Annotated in this window: 22 protein-coding genes; 9 read left to right on the top strand and 13 right to left on the bottom strand. The window is 26.8% G+C overall.

What is annotated here, in order from left to right:
• The first annotated feature begins 183 nt into the window (after window positions 1-183).
• The gene (locus AAHM88_RS06620) at window positions 184-570 is read left to right on the top strand and encodes an ETX/MTX2 family pore-forming toxin (RefSeq protein WP_342262669.1); all 387 of its coding nucleotides are present in this window, start codon (window positions 184-186) and stop codon (window positions 568-570) included.
• A gap of 455 nt (window positions 571-1,025) precedes the next feature.
• Here AAHM88_RS06620 and AAHM88_RS06615 read toward each other — a convergent pair whose 3' ends face one another.
• Genes AAHM88_RS06615 through AAHM88_RS06555 form a run of 13 tightly spaced genes read right to left on the bottom strand, consistent with a single transcriptional unit; the run spans window position 1,026 to window position 7,024 of the window.
• On the bottom strand, window positions 1,026-1,517 hold the full coding sequence (locus AAHM88_RS06615) for a hypothetical protein (protein WP_342262668.1): 492 nt from the start codon (window positions 1,515-1,517) through the stop codon (window positions 1,026-1,028).
• A gap of 54 nt (window positions 1,518-1,571) precedes the next feature.
• Entirely contained in the window at window positions 1,572-3,446 is a 1,875-nt protein-coding gene (locus AAHM88_RS06610) for a hypothetical protein (protein ID WP_342262667.1), read from the bottom strand.
• A gap of 15 nt (window positions 3,447-3,461) precedes the next feature.
• Window positions 3,462-3,668, bottom strand: coding sequence for a hypothetical protein (locus AAHM88_RS06605; RefSeq protein WP_342262666.1), 207 nt, complete (start codon window positions 3,666-3,668; stop codon window positions 3,462-3,464).
• A gap of 43 nt (window positions 3,669-3,711) precedes the next feature.
• Window positions 3,712-4,104: a hypothetical protein gene (locus AAHM88_RS06600; RefSeq protein WP_342262665.1), complete on the bottom strand. Its 393-nt coding sequence runs from the start codon at window positions 4,102-4,104 to the stop codon at window positions 3,712-3,714.
• 22 nt (window positions 4,105-4,126) lie between these two features.
• Window positions 4,127-4,375, bottom strand: coding sequence for a hypothetical protein (locus AAHM88_RS06595; RefSeq protein ID WP_338968164.1), 249 nt, complete (start codon window positions 4,373-4,375; stop codon window positions 4,127-4,129).
• Between the two features lie 2 nt (window positions 4,376-4,377).
• A complete protein-coding gene (locus tag AAHM88_RS06590; RefSeq protein ID WP_338967899.1) occupies window positions 4,378-4,662 on the bottom strand; it encodes a hypothetical protein in 285 nt (94 codons plus the stop codon).
• A 6-nt stretch (window positions 4,663-4,668) separates the two neighbouring features.
• Entirely contained in the window at window positions 4,669-5,652 is a 984-nt protein-coding gene (locus tag AAHM88_RS06585; RefSeq protein WP_342262664.1) for a hypothetical protein, read from the bottom strand.
• A gap of 24 nt (window positions 5,653-5,676) precedes the next feature.
• A complete protein-coding gene (locus tag AAHM88_RS06580) occupies window positions 5,677-5,913 on the bottom strand; it encodes a hypothetical protein (protein WP_342224377.1) in 237 nt (78 codons plus the stop codon).
• Window positions 5,914-5,932: 19 nt separating this feature from the next.
• Window positions 5,933-6,067, bottom strand: a complete 135-nt coding sequence (locus AAHM88_RS06575) for a hypothetical protein (RefSeq protein WP_338968593.1) — start codon at window positions 6,065-6,067, stop codon at window positions 5,933-5,935.
• A gap of 11 nt (window positions 6,068-6,078) precedes the next feature.
• Window positions 6,079-6,309, bottom strand: coding sequence for a hypothetical protein (locus tag AAHM88_RS06570; protein ID WP_342262663.1), 231 nt, complete (start codon window positions 6,307-6,309; stop codon window positions 6,079-6,081).
• Between the two features lie 3 nt (window positions 6,310-6,312).
• Window positions 6,313-6,474: a hypothetical protein gene (locus tag AAHM88_RS06565; RefSeq protein ID WP_342262662.1), complete on the bottom strand. Its 162-nt coding sequence runs from the start codon at window positions 6,472-6,474 to the stop codon at window positions 6,313-6,315.
• Window positions 6,474-6,695, bottom strand: coding sequence for a hypothetical protein (locus AAHM88_RS06560; RefSeq protein WP_342262661.1), 222 nt, complete (start codon window positions 6,693-6,695; stop codon window positions 6,474-6,476). Before AAHM88_RS06560 ends, AAHM88_RS06565 begins: the two co-directional genes overlap by 1 nt.
• 2 nt (window positions 6,696-6,697) lie before the next feature.
• Window positions 6,698-7,024 (bottom strand): hypothetical protein, encoded by a 327-nt coding sequence (locus AAHM88_RS06555; protein ID WP_342262660.1) that lies wholly within the window; start codon window positions 7,022-7,024, stop codon window positions 6,698-6,700.
• 281 nt (window positions 7,025-7,305) lie between these two features.
• Between AAHM88_RS06555 and AAHM88_RS06550 the strand changes: the two genes are divergently transcribed.
• The 8 genes from AAHM88_RS06550 (at window position 7,306) to AAHM88_RS06515 (ending at window position 16,355) form a co-directional block, all read left to right on the top strand.
• On the top strand, window positions 7,306-8,568 hold the full coding sequence (locus AAHM88_RS06550; RefSeq protein WP_342262659.1) for a hypothetical protein: 1,263 nt from the start codon (window positions 7,306-7,308) through the stop codon (window positions 8,566-8,568).
• A 20-nt stretch (window positions 8,569-8,588) separates the two neighbouring features.
• Entirely contained in the window at window positions 8,589-10,220 is a 1,632-nt protein-coding gene (locus AAHM88_RS06545; RefSeq protein ID WP_342262658.1) for a hypothetical protein, read from the top strand.
• 163 nt (window positions 10,221-10,383) lie between these two features.
• Entirely contained in the window at window positions 10,384-10,851 is a 468-nt protein-coding gene (locus AAHM88_RS06540; protein ID WP_342262657.1) for a hypothetical protein, read from the top strand.
• A gap of 29 nt (window positions 10,852-10,880) precedes the next feature.
• The gene (locus AAHM88_RS06535) at window positions 10,881-12,014 is read left to right on the top strand and encodes an ankyrin repeat domain-containing protein (RefSeq protein WP_342262656.1); all 1,134 of its coding nucleotides are present in this window, start codon (window positions 10,881-10,883) and stop codon (window positions 12,012-12,014) included.
• Window positions 12,015-12,127: 113 nt separating this feature from the next.
• The gene (locus AAHM88_RS06530) at window positions 12,128-13,258 is read left to right on the top strand and encodes an ankyrin repeat domain-containing protein (RefSeq protein WP_342262655.1); all 1,131 of its coding nucleotides are present in this window, start codon (window positions 12,128-12,130) and stop codon (window positions 13,256-13,258) included.
• A 251-nt stretch (window positions 13,259-13,509) separates the two neighbouring features.
• Window positions 13,510-15,201, top strand: a complete 1,692-nt coding sequence (locus tag AAHM88_RS06525; protein ID WP_342262654.1) for an ankyrin repeat domain-containing protein — start codon at window positions 13,510-13,512, stop codon at window positions 15,199-15,201.
• A 187-nt stretch (window positions 15,202-15,388) separates the two neighbouring features.
• Window positions 15,389-16,201, top strand: a complete 813-nt coding sequence (locus AAHM88_RS06520) for an ankyrin repeat domain-containing protein (RefSeq protein ID WP_342262653.1) — start codon at window positions 15,389-15,391, stop codon at window positions 16,199-16,201.
• On the top strand, window positions 16,182-16,355 hold the full coding sequence (locus tag AAHM88_RS06515) for an ankyrin repeat domain-containing protein (protein ID WP_342262652.1): 174 nt from the start codon (window positions 16,182-16,184) through the stop codon (window positions 16,353-16,355). The genes AAHM88_RS06520 and AAHM88_RS06515 overlap by 20 nt, the downstream gene beginning before the upstream one ends.
• Window positions 16,356-16,549 lie beyond the last annotated feature (194 nt).

Raw genomic sequence — 16,549 nt, 5'->3', positions numbered from 1 at the left:
TTGAATAAGTATTAAGACAGTTAGCAGTGATTGTCTTTTTATTTTATAAGGTGTTAAAAATTTGTTCTTTGAAAATTAAATACAAGCGGAGGAATATGACCCTTTGCTAATGTTTCTGCAACTGTTGGAGGTGGAGGCTCTTATGGTTCTTCCAAAACAGATACATCTTCAGAAACAAAAACCTTGAGTAATACATTTGATTTTTCATATAGTAAAACAAATGAATATAAAGAAGATTTAAAAGTGGAATTACCGTCACAAGAAATTGAAGTTAACCCAAATCAAAAGATTAAGGTTACTGCTTCATTAGATGAAGTTTTGGCACAAGTAACATTAAAATTAACACAAAATATTTATGGCGAAATTACTTCACAAATAACAAATACAAGTAATGAAGAAAAATCATTTAAAATTTCAATTAAAGAAATTATGCAAAAATTAAAACAACATAATCTTTTACCACAAGAAATTACTATAAATAATGATGATAGTATAACTTTTAATGGAAATGCAAATAGATCATTAAAACAAGGATTTGATGGTAATATTGAGTTTCATGAAGTAAAATAAAAATGAGAAATTATTAAGTCTTTTAGAAGTAGAAGTAATCACTTTAATTGAGACAAGTATAATCAGTTTAATTTCTCGTGAAAAATAAGTAAAATATTCAAACCAGCAATTAACTAAAATTGCTGGTTTTTATTTTTTCAAAATAGGAGAGCCTGTCCAAAATTCTGTGTCTCGATAATTCATTCTGAATTATACTTAAAAAAAGGAGAACAGAAAATGACAAAATAAAAAAATGAAAAAGTTGTTTAGTTGTTCAAAAGTGTTGTTATCGTAAAAAGCCATCTTTTTATGGGTGGTTTAGAGTTTTTAAAATATTGAACGATGCCAATTCAAAATTGGGGTAGTGCAATTTCACATTTAATGATAAAACTTGAGGACAGGACAGAGTAGAGTGAATTTAAGTTAATTACTTAGAGACACAGTTAATTGTACGGTCCCTTTTTAAATTTAGTTATTTAAGGAGTTTCAATTTCAAAATTATTTGTTTCATTTAATCTGTAATTTGTTTTATCGAAAAAATCTTTGAAATTATATAAATCTGTGCCGTGTGCTTTAATTGTTATTTTTTTATTGATTACTCATGTTTTATAAGTGCTATTTTCTTTTATTTTCTGTCCATGTGTTGTTATTAAGTTTCTAATTTTTTCTTGTTTATCCTGATTATTTTGCAATTCTTTTGTAAATTGGAAAGTAAAATCATTTAAGTTTTTTAATTCTGGTAATTTTTCATTTAGATTGCTATTATCTTTTTTATATATGTTAACCTCTGCAACATTATTTGTTGAATTCAAAATCCAAAAATTCACTTTTTCTAGGTCTATAATTTTAAAATCATAAGTTTTATTTTTGTTATTTTTTTGTTCTACTGATTCATTTGATTTTTTAGAACACCCTATTATTGGTAGTGTTATTAATCCTAAAATAGCGGTTATATTTAAAAATTTCATAAAATTAACTCCTTTATTTTGTTTTTTCAATATATATATATATATATATATATATTATACGAAAATCCTTAAAATCATTAGAAAAATGGCAAAGCCGATTAAAAAATGAAAGGTGTAATAAAAAGCTGGTACTGTTTTAAAGATTGAAAAAATAGCGGTTGAAAAGTTAACTGTTGCTTTTGCAATAATTGCTAATGGTCGTAAAATCGTGATGATTTGTGAAGCGGTGAGTATTCAGTTTATCATTTTGATACCAGCATTTTGAATGGCACAACCAATATCATTAAATGTTGGTATTCATCGTCCGGAATATTTGCAATTTGCTGGTGGAATTAAATCGTCTCATTCTGAGTTGGTTGAACCATCGGGGATAAAGGCTGTTGAATTTAATACATTAAAGTCATAAATTTTAAAATTGTAGTCAGGGGCATTATTTTTGTTATAAAGTGGAAAAGTTAAGGTAAAAATATTAATACCGTAACGAATATCAATATCGGTATTGAGATAATTAATACTGTTAACAGTCTTGTTGGTTGGTAAGGCGATGAGTTTATTATCATAAGATTTAAGAACATTAAAATCAATTTGATAAATGCTATTGTTGCTTTTTCCCACATTATAATTTTCTTGGTGCGTTTTTTTATCAAAAGTAAAAAAATAACTTCTTAGTAGTAATTCCGAATTACCAGTAACATTGATTAAATATTTTTTGGGATAAAAGGTAATTAACGAACGATAAAAGAAACCAATTTGAATAAAGTAATCTTTGTTGTAATTATCTACTCCCTTAAAATCAATTTCGGTATGAGTTTTTTCGTCCATATCAAAAGTAGCATAAAATAAACTGGCAAAGAAATTACCAAGAATTTCGTAGATTTCGTTAAAAACATTTTTGTAATCGTTATTGTTAATACTAAAAATATTGTTTTTAAAATAAAGGTAAATGTCATTCCTTAATTCGGGGTCGTAGCGTAAAAAACTAAATTTAACATTAAGGTAATTTAAAGTACCAAAAAGATACTTGATTAAGTAATAATCATTAGTCTTTTCGGTGCCGTATTTTCAGATTTCCTTTTCACCGTGTAATAATTGTAAATAGTTGTTACCTGCGATTAAGGTTTTATTGAAAGCTTTAATTTTTAAAATATTCTTATTAATTTCATCTTCACTACTAGAAGTTTTATGATAAAAATAGCTTTCATCTTTAAAGCCGTGGTTTTTAATGGTAAATTCTTTATAGTAACCTTTTTCTAAAGTGTCAATGAAATTGAATACTGGCGTTCAATAGAGATAAGAGTAATTAAATTTATCAAAATCACCACGATGAATCATTAAGTAATCAAGATTTTCGATGACATCATTATAGTTATGGTTGCCATCAAATTTAATAGTTGTTGTTGGCAAGTCAATATCAGTACTATCTTTTTCAATTTCAATTTCAAAATTATTTGTTTTATTTAATCTGTAATTTGTTTTATCGAAAAAATCTTTGAAATTATATAAATCTGTGCCTTGTGCTTTAATTGTTATTTTTTTATTAATTACTCATGTTTTATAAGTACTATTTTCTTTTATTTTTTGTCCATATGTTGTTATTAAGTTTTTGATTTTTTCTTGTTTATCCTGATTATTTTGCAATTCTTTTGTAAATTGGAAAGTAAAATCATTTAAGTTTTTTAATTCTGGTAATTTTTTATTTAGATTGCTGTTATCTTTTTTATATATGTTAATCTCTGCAACACTATTTGTTGAATTCAAAATCCAAAAATTCACTTTTTCTAAATTTTTAATTTCAAAATTATAAATTTTATCATTTTGTCTTTTATTTCTAATTAATTGTGATGTTGGTTTGTCATTATTAATGTTTTGGGGAATGGTAAAAATGTTATTGAAACCAATAATTAACAGGGTAAATATTTTCATAAACATTTTTATCACTCCTTTTTAAAATATTTTATTTTTCATTGTTCTTTTTTCTTTAATTTTTTTAATAAGTCACTTAATACCACAATTTATAATTACAGCTATTGTAATGCATATATCTAAATATCCTAGTATCATAAATGAAATTAATGATTTAAAATTATTATATGAAAAATTTGAAGCATTAATTTCCAATTTTAAAAATGGAATGAAAAAGATAGTAATCATAAAAATGTAAGGTAAAATTCTCCATCAATATTTTTTTAAAGAATTAATGAGCTTGTGTGATTTCATTTTTTAAGGCTCTTTTTGCTTTAATTTTTTGAATAGTAAAGCGGATTAATTTTTCAAATTTAAGTGCAAAATATATTGCTCCGCCTCATCAAAAAACAAATATTCCTGCCAGCATAATACCACTATTAAATTTGCCAAAAAAATCAACCATTTCTTTATTCATAAAATCATTAAATTCGTTACTTGTTCCGGTTATTCATTTAGTATCGATTGCTGTTAATGCACAAATCAATAAGCTTATAAAGATGAAAATGATACTTAATACTATTTTTAATCATTGCTTTTTAAAAGAATTTTTAATTCTTAATTTTAATGGCATTTTTTCTTTTCGATTATCTTTTTTAAATATTTTGCCTAAAAGTTTTTTCATTTTAATTTTCCTTTCATATTTTTTATCGTCCTTTAATCACAATAAATAAAGCAATAAGTACACAAGTAACGCCAAGAATGGTGAAGATTGGATGTTGCGAAAATGTTCGTGCCATTGGTTTAAATAGTTCTAAAATTGTTAAATTGCTAGTAATAAACTTTTTAAAATTGGCAAGGCCTTCGCTAATATAGTTTGTTAAAGTTTCAAAATGACTACCAGCCAATAGTCCAAGAACAGTTATTAAGATAAAAATAATAATTAGTTTAAACATTTTTAGTTACCTTGTTTTGTTTTTATCGGTTTTACTTGTTTTTTAACTTTTCCTCACGCACTTAACCGCCCTTTATTTTTAACCGCATATTGGCGTTGTTTTTCTAAATTAACTTGTTGACTACCAAATCCAAGAATAATTGCCATAAGAAATTCTACAGCTAGTGTTAAAAATAGAGGAAATATTAGTTGAATATTCGTTCCTGGTACTTCGAGACTTCAAATTAAGTCAAAAACCTTATAAAGCATTTGAGCCAGAAAGTCGGCCATTTTTGCGAGATTTTCCATTTTTTATTATTCCTTTTCTTTCATTTTTCTTAAAAATTTGCTAAATTTATCCATTTTTAAGTATTCTAAGTCTTCTAAATCAATTGCGGTGTCAGTATAGTATTTATCTTCATAGTCAGGATTTACTTTTGAATTTAAGAAATCTCTTAAAAACGCTAGGTAAAAAGAATTGTAAGTGTTAAGTATTGGTAGCGGAATTTTTAGTTTAAAAAAATAAATATCAAGTTCAGGAATATCACGATATTTAATGCGACGACCCTTTTTACTATTTTTAGCATCAATTAAGGTGTTTCGTCAGCGTTCATATTCTTCAATGCTCGTAAAGGTACCATAGATGACTTTTAAGTAGGGGCGAAAAATATTAACGGGTTTTTTGCGAATTCCCACAATCACATTATTGGCAATATCACGAACTTTAACTCAAATATGTTTATCTCTTTGACCGCTAGCAAGCACAATATGACCAAAATGGCGTGCCAGAGCGAAATATTCTTGAATACCGGTTTCTTCGTTTTTGGTATTATTTTTTTCTCAATCAGTTCCTTCTAAAAATAAATTGGTTTCATCTCACAAAAGTAAGGTTTTGTCTGGCAATACTGGATAATCAAAGTCTAACAAGCCCATATGCCCTAAACTTAATTTTTGGGTTTCTAGTAATGGAAATGTTGATGCGATATGATATTTTTTCTTTTTTAGTAATTTTGATGCGTATACTAGAAAAGCGGTTTTTCCAGTTCCTAATGAACCAATAACAATATTTAATGGTGAATTTTTTAAGAAATTAATAACTTTGTTAATTTGTGTTAAATTACCGATTTTAAAAACAAAAATTAAAATACAACCTGCTAAAAATAAATAGCTCACAATGTTTTTAAAATAACCGTTATAAACATATCAAATTGCTCCTCAATGTCATAAAATTAAAAATGAGGTGCGATTTAATTCAATAAAATGGTTATTTTTTTCTATTATTCATTTGCAAAATTTCATCTTGCACCTCACTTTATTTTTTTGTTAACGTACCGCTCCAAGTAATTTTTCAAACATTTTAAAGCAAATAAAGAATATTGCCAAAATAAATGGAAAAATGAATATTCAGTAGTCAGCAAAGAAGTTACCGACTTGTGGCATATTAACAGCAATAATTTCTCACATTTTAGTAAACGCTGTTATAATGGCATTTCACAATTTAGTCATCGCATCACTAGCTGTTATTTTTGCTGGTGCATCCACTAAGAAAGTTCCAATCATATAATCACCCCCTTTCTTTTTAAAACATTCATCATTTATATTCAAAGTTTTTCTTAAATTTGTTAAAACCACGATTAACCTTAACACGATTGTATTTTTTCCTAATTAATTTTGAATTTCTTTGTGAATGCATCACAATGTAACTTCGCGACATTACTTTTGCTTCTATCTAAATACTGATATTGTTTTTCAAAGTAGCATTAGAATAAATCACACCATAGTAGCTGTTAAGAATCAAAAAGCAATATTTGCTATTAAAAGCCAAAGTGGTGCTTCGGTTAAATCAATTTCTTTACCACCAGTAATATGAGCCGGAATGGTTGTAATTTGAATAAATAAATCTCAGAAAGTTTGTTTAATTTGTTCTCAATTAAATTCTTTTAAGTTTATTGTCATTTTTTATCTCCCAAAAATAATTTTTATTGGTAAATACATAATAGAAATTAACGCGAAAAGAAAAGTGATGATAATAATTAATCCGGCAATAAACGCAACTTGTGCAGGCATTTTTTCAATCGGAACAAACAGTTCTAAAAATTTCATAATAATTTCTCAAAACATTATTTTTTATCCGCGTTATTTTCTTTTGAATTAGGGGTTTTAACTCATTCTTCAAAGCGAGCAATAAATACTTTTTCATCTTTTGTGAAATTACCAGCATTATTTTTAATGGCATTTTTATATTTAATTCTAATTTTTATTTTGGCATAAATTTTATAAGCAAAATATGCCAATAACATTATGCAAATAATAATAAATATTAGTCCAATTGCAATATTCATTTTTAAACTCCTTTAAAATAGTTATAATTGGTATCTTTTTTGTTATTTTCTTTTTCAGCAATGAAGAAACTTAATAATTCTTGACCTTTAATTAACTTGGTTTCTTGCTCTTGTTGATTAATTGAAATTACTTGGTATTCATTATTCTTGATTATTCCGATGCAAATGGAATTAGCATATTTTCCTTTATAAACAAATCGCTTTGGAAACCAAATGCCGATTTGTTTATTAAATCACGGAATTTTCGGGGCTTTAATAAGAATTGCGTTTTGTGTTTCTTTTAAAAGATATTTTTTAGTATTCAAGAAAATGTTTTCAATGTTTTTCATAATAAATTACCTTTCTTATGAATAAACTAAGTTATATTAACTAAGTTTAGTTAACTTAGTTTTTTAAACACTTATATATCGCAGATTTAAGTGTTTAACAAGTTTTGTTAGTAAACTTCGTTTACTAATTAACTTAGTTTGATTTTATGGGTGCAAAAAAATATAAGGCATAATTAAAAATAATAAGTGTTAATTTAACCTTATATTTCTTGCAATAAATAAATGAGCTCATATTTATTTATTGATTTTGTGTAAAACTAACATAAGTGTGTGCTTTACACATGTTAGATAAGCTTGCTTATTGACATCAAAAATTAACTACTAGTACAATAAATGGTGATGAACAGTTAAAAACATATTTAAAACATCAAGTAAGGGTCAAAGCATTAAATTTAGAAATTGTTAAAGCGATTAATGATATTAATAATAAAGATTATTCAATTAATAATTTAAGAGAGAAATTACATCAATATGATTTAATTATGCGGGAATTACAAGAAAGTGATGTTCAATCTTGAACTGAAAAGTTTGTATTTTCAATATCATTATATGAGCAGTATATGGAATTTAATAAATTAGTTTATGCCGATTTAAAAAGTAATATTCATAGTTATCTTGGAATATTTGTTGATGAAATGAATAAACAATTACAAAAATTAATCATTAATATGGAAAGTAATAATGAACAAGACTTTAAGATGATAGTTTCTTTTAAACAAAGATTACAACAATTTCAAGAAGATATTTTATATTTAAAACGGGATGATTTTATTAGTGAATTTCCGATTAAATTTATGGAAATTAATAATAATTTGCATCAAGCAATGCTTTTGTTAGCAACCCAAGAAAAGCAAATGATAGCTTCTTTTATTAGTCATTTTAAAGAGTGAAAAGCAACGATTATTAAGCAAAAGGAAAAAATAACCGAAAGTGGTGTTTGAGAAAAGCTTGAAAAGTTAAATCAAATGTTTAATGCTTCATATACTAATCTTAAACAAGTAGAAAAAGCATCACAGGATTTTAATTTTAGTGTTGTTCATAAATTGGTGAAAGAAATTCAAGATGTTATTAATACTATTGAATACAAAGGAATTAATGCTATTGTGATTGAGAATAAAAAAAATCCTAATATTATAACTCATTATATGTCGGATGATCAATATGCTGCTAAACGAGCGAAACAATATGAAACAACATTTTATATTGATATTTTTATTGGTCTTCCTGTTGGTGTGGGAACAGCTACGAAAATTGGTACTAAAGTAGCTAAAGTGCTTGTTAGTAGAGGAAAAATTGTGTGCTGAGTAACAACTGGAATAGCATCAATAGGAACTGGTGTTGTTGCGGGGGCTGTTGCCTCAATATTAGTTAATGTTGTTTTTGGTGAACTGTTGGATTCGTTTATTAATAATGATTGAGTTTCTCAGGGAGCAGGAGTTAGTTATAAGATTAATAAACATTATGATTGATTAGGAATGTATAAAGCTATTGCCATTAAAAAAACAATAAAACCGCAAAAAATGAAATATCTTACTAAATTATAATAAAAATTTGGGAGTAAATTATGGGAAATCTATTTTATAAATCTTTGTTTGTGGGAATGTTATTTATCCAACCGGCAATGATAAGTTATCAAACATTAATAAATGGTAATGAGCATTTGGTAGAAATTATTGATGAAGTAATATCTGATGAAAAAAGAATTGAAAAAGTAATTAATGACTATAAAAAAATATTTGATAAAAAAATGAAGACATTAGAATATTTGTGCGCAGAAAACATTTATAGTGGCATAATGAATATTCTTTATGAGCAAACAATAAAGGTTAATGAATTAAAATCAACTGTTGGCATATTTGTAAATAATGCTGTTAAGGAGATGTTGCAAAAACTTGCTTATTGGCATCAATTGGTAGCATCTGATGCTGCTAATGGTGATGGAGAATTAAAAAAAATGTTGCAACATAAAAAATCTGTTGTTGATTTAAATGAAACTTTTATTGAAGATATAAATTATCTTAAAGAAGGCTATCATAATCTTAAAGATACTAAAAATGATCCTACAACAATAGTTTATTTACGAGATAAACTCCATCAGTATGATTTGATTATGCGGGAGTTACAAGAAATAGATGTTAAGTCGTTAACTAATTTTAATGTTTTTTCAATTAATTTATATAGTGAATATATGGAATTTAATAAGTTAGTTCATTCAGATTTTAAAGTTAATTTGCATTCTTATATTAGTGAGTTTTTAAATCAAGTGAATAAAAATTTAGCACAATTAAATGCTAAAATTATCGCGATAAAAAATAATCGCATTGATTCTGAAACCGATTTTAAGAAAATGATTTTACTTCATAAGGAGTTTAAAGAATATCGTGATGATATTGAATATTTAAGAAGAGATGATTTTCAATTAGAATTACCTGTTAAGTTTATGGAATTAGATGCCTATTTATTTAAAACTAATACTTTATTAGGCGATTTAGAAATGAGGTTAGAACAATCTTTTGTTAGTCATTTTACAAAGTGAAAGGAAACCTTTATTCAACAAAAAGATAAGATAACTGAACTTGGAGTTTGAGAAAAAATTGTTAAATTAAATAAAATGTTTCAAGACTCATATGAACATCTTAAAACAGTAGAAAAAGATTGTGGTAATTTTAATGTTAATTTTAAAAATGTTAATAATTTAGTACAAAGTGTTCGCGATGTTATTAAAACGATTGAGTATAAAGGTGTGAATGCGATTAATGTTGCTGATTCTAATAATTCTCATATGATAACGCATTATATGGCTGATGATATGTATGCAGCAATGCGGAGTAAACAAGTTATAAAAACTGTTGCGATTGATATTGTTGTTGGTGTGCCAATATCGGTTTATACGGGAACGAAGGTTGGGACTAAGGTTGCTAAATTGCTTATTAAAAATGGCAAAGTAGTTAGGTGATTAGCAACAGGCGTTTCATCAACTTTAGTTGGTGGTATTGCTGGTGCAGTGGTATCAATATTAGTAGATATTGTTTTTGGTGATCTTTTGGATGCATTAATAAATACCGAATGAATTTCTCACGGAGCGGGAATTAGTTATACAATTAATAAAAATTTTGAGTGATTAGGAATATATAAAGCAATCGCAATGAAAAATACTTTAAAGGCACAAGCAATGAAATATTTAGATAAGTTTTAAGTGTTAAAAATATTTAAATTAACCTTGTTATTTTAATATTAATATTTCATAATAATTTTATTAAGTTTAAAACTTATCGCAGTTTGGGAATGGGTTCTGTTTAAAAATGATTAATAACGCCATTGGCGTTATTTTTAAATTAATTTAAAAGGAGAAGCTAAATTTGCCACAAGAGTTCCAAGAGCAATTATTAACAATAAAAAAAGAGTTTGACAATTATTTCAACTATTCAATTGATGAATTAACAAGACTAAAAGTAAAATTTCTTGAATTACAACAAGGTTTAGATATTAGTGATGAAAAAGAACAATTAAATAATTATATGCGTCGCATAAATTATCGGATTAAAGCATTAACAATTAATTATCAGGCAGAAGCGCAAAAAGAAATTTTTAATCGTTTAGAACAATTAATTAATCGTGGCGATATTTTAGCAATTGAACAATTTTTGCAAAATACGCCAATAGATTTAAATATTAATGCTTCAATGCTTATTAATAAGAAAATTGAAAATTGATTTCAAAAAATTGATTTTCATAAAACATTGGCAGTATTAGAAATACTAATTAATTATGGTTTTAATGTTAATGTTTGAAATAACGATGGTGAAACGCCACTTCTATTGCCGTAAGAAAAGAATGGCTAGCATTAATCCAATTATTGTTGGATAATGGTGCTAATGTTAATGCTGGTACTGTCTATCTTGATGATGATGATAGTGATTTAGAAAGTGAAGATGATGCTAATGTTAATGCTGGTAATGTTAATATTTATGAGAGATATTTAGATAATGAGTATAATACAGCCCTGCATTATGCAGTTAAAAGCAAAAATATTGCTGTTATTGAGTTGTTGCTTGCTAGTGGTGCGGATGCTAATCTGCAAAATAGTGGCGGTACAACACCATTTTCTTATGCAATTGAGGAACAAGAAATTGCAATCATTAAATTATTACTTGCTAGTGGTGCTAATGTAAATTTACAGCGTGAGTTAGGTAATCCGCCCCTGCATTATGCAGTAAGCAAAGAAAATCTTGAAATTATGCAATTGCTCTTTGCTAGTGGTGCGGATGTTGATATTAAAAATAGTCTTGGTGAGTCGCCTATTTACTGAGCCTTAGGAAGTAAAAATATTGCTGTTATTCAGTTGTTGCTGGATCGGGGTGCGGATGTTAATATGAAAAGTAGGATGTTTGGTTCGCCGATTTTTGAAGCAATAAAAAGGGAAAATATTGCTGTAATTAAATTGTTACTTGATAATGGTGCCGATGTTAATAATATTCTTAAATATTCTGAGTTTAATGCTTTTTTTGTAGCCGTTCGCGAAAGTACTTTAGAAATTGTACAATTGTTAATTGATAATGGTGCTAATGTGAATGCAACTGATAGTCGTGGTTTTACAGCAATGATGTTAGCAGCTAGAGTATCGCATTTAGAAATGGTACGATTGTTGATTAAAAATGGTGCGGATGTTAATATTAAAAATCCTTATAATGAGAATTGCCTTTTTCCAGCTGTGGAATCAAAAAATGTTGAAATGGTGCGATTATTAATTGATAGTGGTGCGGATGTTAATATTAAAAATGATTGTGGCAAGACGCTGATCCAATTAGCAAATGAATGTAAAATTAAATATGAGGATACTTATGGTGCTCGTATCGGATGGAAATTATCAGGCGAATGTGAGGAAGACCGTATTCATCGCGAAATTGTTGCTTTATTAACAACTAATGCTTCGTTATTAGCAGAAGATGTACTGAGTAATTCACAATTTAAACGCAGAAAAATCGAGTAGGAAATAATTTTATTAAGTTAAAAACTTATCACAGTTTAGGAATGGGTTCTGTTGAAAAATGATTAATAACGCCGATGGCGTTATTTTTAAATTAATTGAAAAAGGAAAGATAAATGTTACCAGAATTATTAGAAAAAAAATTATTAAAAAATATAATAGAAGTTAAGAGTTATTGCAACTATTCTGTTGCTGAATTAAAAACTTTAAAAGGAGAACTTATTAATTTACAAGAAGAATTAGATTGTTATCGTGCAAAAGAAACTGTTGTTTTTATACAAAAGACTTTAATATCGGATTTATCAAAAGAAATTCGTTTAGAAATCGATAAGAATGGGGCGTGGATGCAAGAATTAACAAACCAAAAAGAGAAATTGACAAATTATATTGACCGGATAGATTATCGGATGAAAGCATTAACAATTAATTATCGCGAAGAACAGCAAAAGCAAATTTTTAATGATTTAGAACAATTAATTAATGGTGCCGATATTTCAGCAATTAAACAATTTTTAGAAAATACCCCAATGGATTTGAATATTAACTCGCCAATGTTTATTTTTAAAAAAGTTGGTGAAAATCGTTTTCAAAAAATTGATTTTCATAAATCATTGGAAGTATTAGAAATATTAATTAATTATGGGTTTAATAGTAATTTTTTAAATGAGTACGGTTATGCTTCACTTCATATTGCGGTAAAAAGCGGATGTGTTAAAAGAATCCAATTGTTATTGGATAATGGTGCTAATATTAATTTCCTAAATAGTATCGGTAATGCCCCACTTTATTGTGCAGTAAAAAGCAAAAACATTGAAGCAATTCAATTATTGTTAGATAATGGCGCTAATATTAATATTTTGAATAGTCGCGGAGCAACGCCGCTTTATTGTGCAGTAGAAGATAAGGTTATTGGAGCTATTGAATTGTTACTGAAATGGGGTGCTGATGTTAATATTAAAACGCGTTTTAATGAGAGTTGTCTTTTTGTAGCAGTATTGTCAAAAAATGTGGCATTAGCACAGTTGTTGCTTGATAATGGTGCGGATATTAATATTTTAAATACTCAGAATGAGACGCCACTTTTTTATGCCGTAAAAATTGAAAACATTGAACTTGTTAAATTGTTGTTGGATCAGGGTGCGGATATTAATATTCAAAATCGTGCTCGTAGAACGCCGCTTTTTTATGCAGAAAAAAATAAAAGCATTAAAGTCATTGAATTGTTGTTGGAACGGGGCGCTAAGTAGAATAGCAGTTTGGGAATGGTCTGCAATAAAAAAAGATTAATAACGCAAAGTTTAATACTTAAACGGCGTTATTTTTAAATTAATTTAAAAAGGAGAAGGTAAATGTTACCAGAATTATTAGAAGAGCAATCATTAACAGTAAGAAAAAAATTGGTAATTATGCTAATTATTCTCTTGTTGAATTAACAAATTTAAAATTAAAACTTATTGAATTACAATCTGAATTAGGTATTTATTGTCAAAAAGCAGTTTTGCTTTTTTCAGAATATTACTTAAAATCTGGTTTATTACAAAATATGAGTTCAAAAATCGAGTATACTATTAGGAATAGTATTCAAGAATTAACAAATCAAAAAGAGCAGTTATATAATTACATTGATGATATTGAATATGGAATTAAAATATTATCAATTGAGTTACCAGAATTATTAGAAGAGCAATTTTTAATAATAAGAGAAGAATTACGAAATCATGCTAATTATTCTCTTGATGAATTAACAAATTTACGAGTAGGACTTGTTGAATTACAAAACCAATTAGCGATTTGTTGTCAAAAAGAATCATTTTGTTTTAATTTATTATTCAATATTAATGGCCAAATGGATAATATTGTGATTAGTATTCAACAAATAAAAGCATCTAAAAATCAATTAGATAATGATATTAATCAGATTGCCGAGCAAAAGCTTATATTTAGTAGTGCCGAGTTAGAAAATGTCCTTAATGAAATACAATTATTGGTAGTACGAAAACAAGAAGTTGTTATTGCTTTAACTAATATTCCTGAAATCATTAACCAGATTGATTATCGGATTAAAGGATTAGCTATTAGTCCACAAGAATTAGAAGAAAAAATATTAATATTAAGAAAAGAATTAGGTAATTATGTTAATTATTCTGTTGCTGAATTAATAAATTTACGAGTAAGATTAGTTTCGTTACAAAAGGAATTAAAAGTCAATCTTGAAAATGCAGTTGCGATTTTAACAAAATATTGCTTAGAATTTAGTGTCATTGATAATATTAGTGAAAAGGTAAATAACATTAAGATTAGTATTGAACAAATGGAAAAACAAAAAGAGCAATTGGCGAATTATATTGATCGGATTGATTATCGCATTAGAGCATTAGCAACTAATTATAATGCAAAAGAACTAAAGGAAATTTTTAATTATTTAGAACAACTAATTAATAGTGGTCAGATTTTAGCAATTAGTGAGTTTTTAGAAAATAAGCCAATAGATTTAAATATTAATGCTCCAATATTTATTAATGAAGAAATTAAAAATTGTTTTCAAAAAATCAATTTTCATAAATCATTGCGAGTATTAGAAATATTAATTAATTATGGTTTTAATATTAATATTCAAAACAAGTATGGGGAGTCGCCACTTTTTGAAGCAGTAAAAAGTAAAAATATTCCTATTATTGAATTGTTGCTGGATAGTGGTGCTAATGTTAATATTAAAAATAAGTATAATAATACGCCACTTTTTTATGCAGTATGAGATGAAAATATTGCTGTTATGGAATTGTTGCTGGATAGTGGTGCTGATATTGATATTTGCAATAATGATGGCAATTACCCGCTTCATTATACAGTATGAGGAAAAGATATTAGAGTTATGCAATTGTTGTTGGATCGGGATGCTAATATTAATATTAAAAATAGATACGGTGAGACGCCACTTTTTTGTGCGGTAAGAAGTGAAAATATTCAGTGAGTCAAATTGTTGCTGGATCGTGGTGCTGTTGCTAATATTAAAACTAAGGATGATGAGACCCCACTTTTTGAAGCAGTAAGAAATAGAAATATTCCTATTATTAAATTGTTGCTTGCTAGTGGTGCTAATGTTAATATTAAAACTAATCTTGGTTATTCGCCCCTTTCTTATGCAAAAAAATGGCAATATATTAAAATTATTAGTTTGTTAACTAAATAATAGTTAAAAAGGATGGATGTAATGACAAAAATAAAATATTGTTGTTAACTTGTTATTTTCCTTTTATTATTTCATAATAATTTTATTAAGTTAAAAACTTATTACAGTTTGAGAATGGGTTCTGTTGAAAAATAATTAATAACGCCGATGGCGTTATTTTTAAATTAATTTAAAAAGGAGAAGGTAAATGTTACCACAAGAATTACAAAAACAATTATTAACAATAGAAAAAGAATTTAGTAATTATGTCAGCTATTCGGTTGTTGAATTAACAAGTTTAAAAATGAAATTTGTTGAATTACAAAAATCGTTAGACACCGCTGATGAAAAAAAACAATTAGATAATTATATGCGTCGCATTGATTATCGGATTAGAGCATTAGCAACTAATTATAATGCACAACAATTAGATGAAATTCTTAATCGTTTAGAACAATTAATTGCTAGTGAAGATATTATCGCAATTGGAGAATTTTTAGAAAATACGCCAATAGATTTAAATATTAATGCCCCAATATTTATTAATAATGAAGCGATTGAAAATCGTTTTCGAGAAATTGAATTTAATAAATCATTGCCGGTATTGAAAATATTAATTAATTATGGGTTAAATAGTAATTTTTGAAATAACTATGGTAATACGCTACTTCATATTGAAGTACTAAGAAAAAATATTGAAGCAATTCAATTATTGCTTAATAATGGTATTAATATTAATATGAAAAATCATAAAGGCGAGTCGCCACTTTTTTGAGCTGTAAAAAATCAATCAATGGCGATTATTGAATTGTTGCTGGATTGAGGTGCGGATGTTAATATTAAAAATAGTCTTGATGAGTCGCCACTTCATTATGCAGTATTACAGGAAAATATTGCTGTTGTGGAATTGTTGTTGGATCGGCGTGCGGATGTAAATATTCAAAATGATGCTGGTGAGTCGCCAATTTTTGGGGCAATAGAGCTTATGAATATTCCAATCATTGAGTTGTTGCTTGCTTAGGGGTGCTGATGTTAATATTAAAGGTAATGATGGTAAGACACCACTTTATTATGCATTACGAAATCGTGACATTGAATTCATTAAATTCTTGTTGGATAGTGGTGCTAATATTGGAATTGATTCATTGCAATTAAAGCAGTTTGCTGATTATTAGGAAATAAGAAAAATTGCGATTTGTAGAAATATTTACAGTGATTTTAATCATTTAAAATAAATAAAAATAAACTAAGAATTATCTAAAAATTCTTAGTTTTTCTTTCTTAATTTAATTGACATCACGATAAAATCGTATATAATCGTTTTGTAATTAAACTTAATGTTTACTAATACTAAACAAAGAATGGTGGT

Origin of the sequence: Spiroplasma endosymbiont of Dromius quadrimaculatus (assembly GCF_964031155.1) — a bacterium.
Taxonomy (GTDB): Bacteria; Bacillota_I; Bacilli_A; order Mycoplasmatales; family Nriv7; genus Nriv7.
Note: the sequence above shows the minus strand (reverse complement) of the source record. Positions and strands in the feature narration are given on the sequence as shown.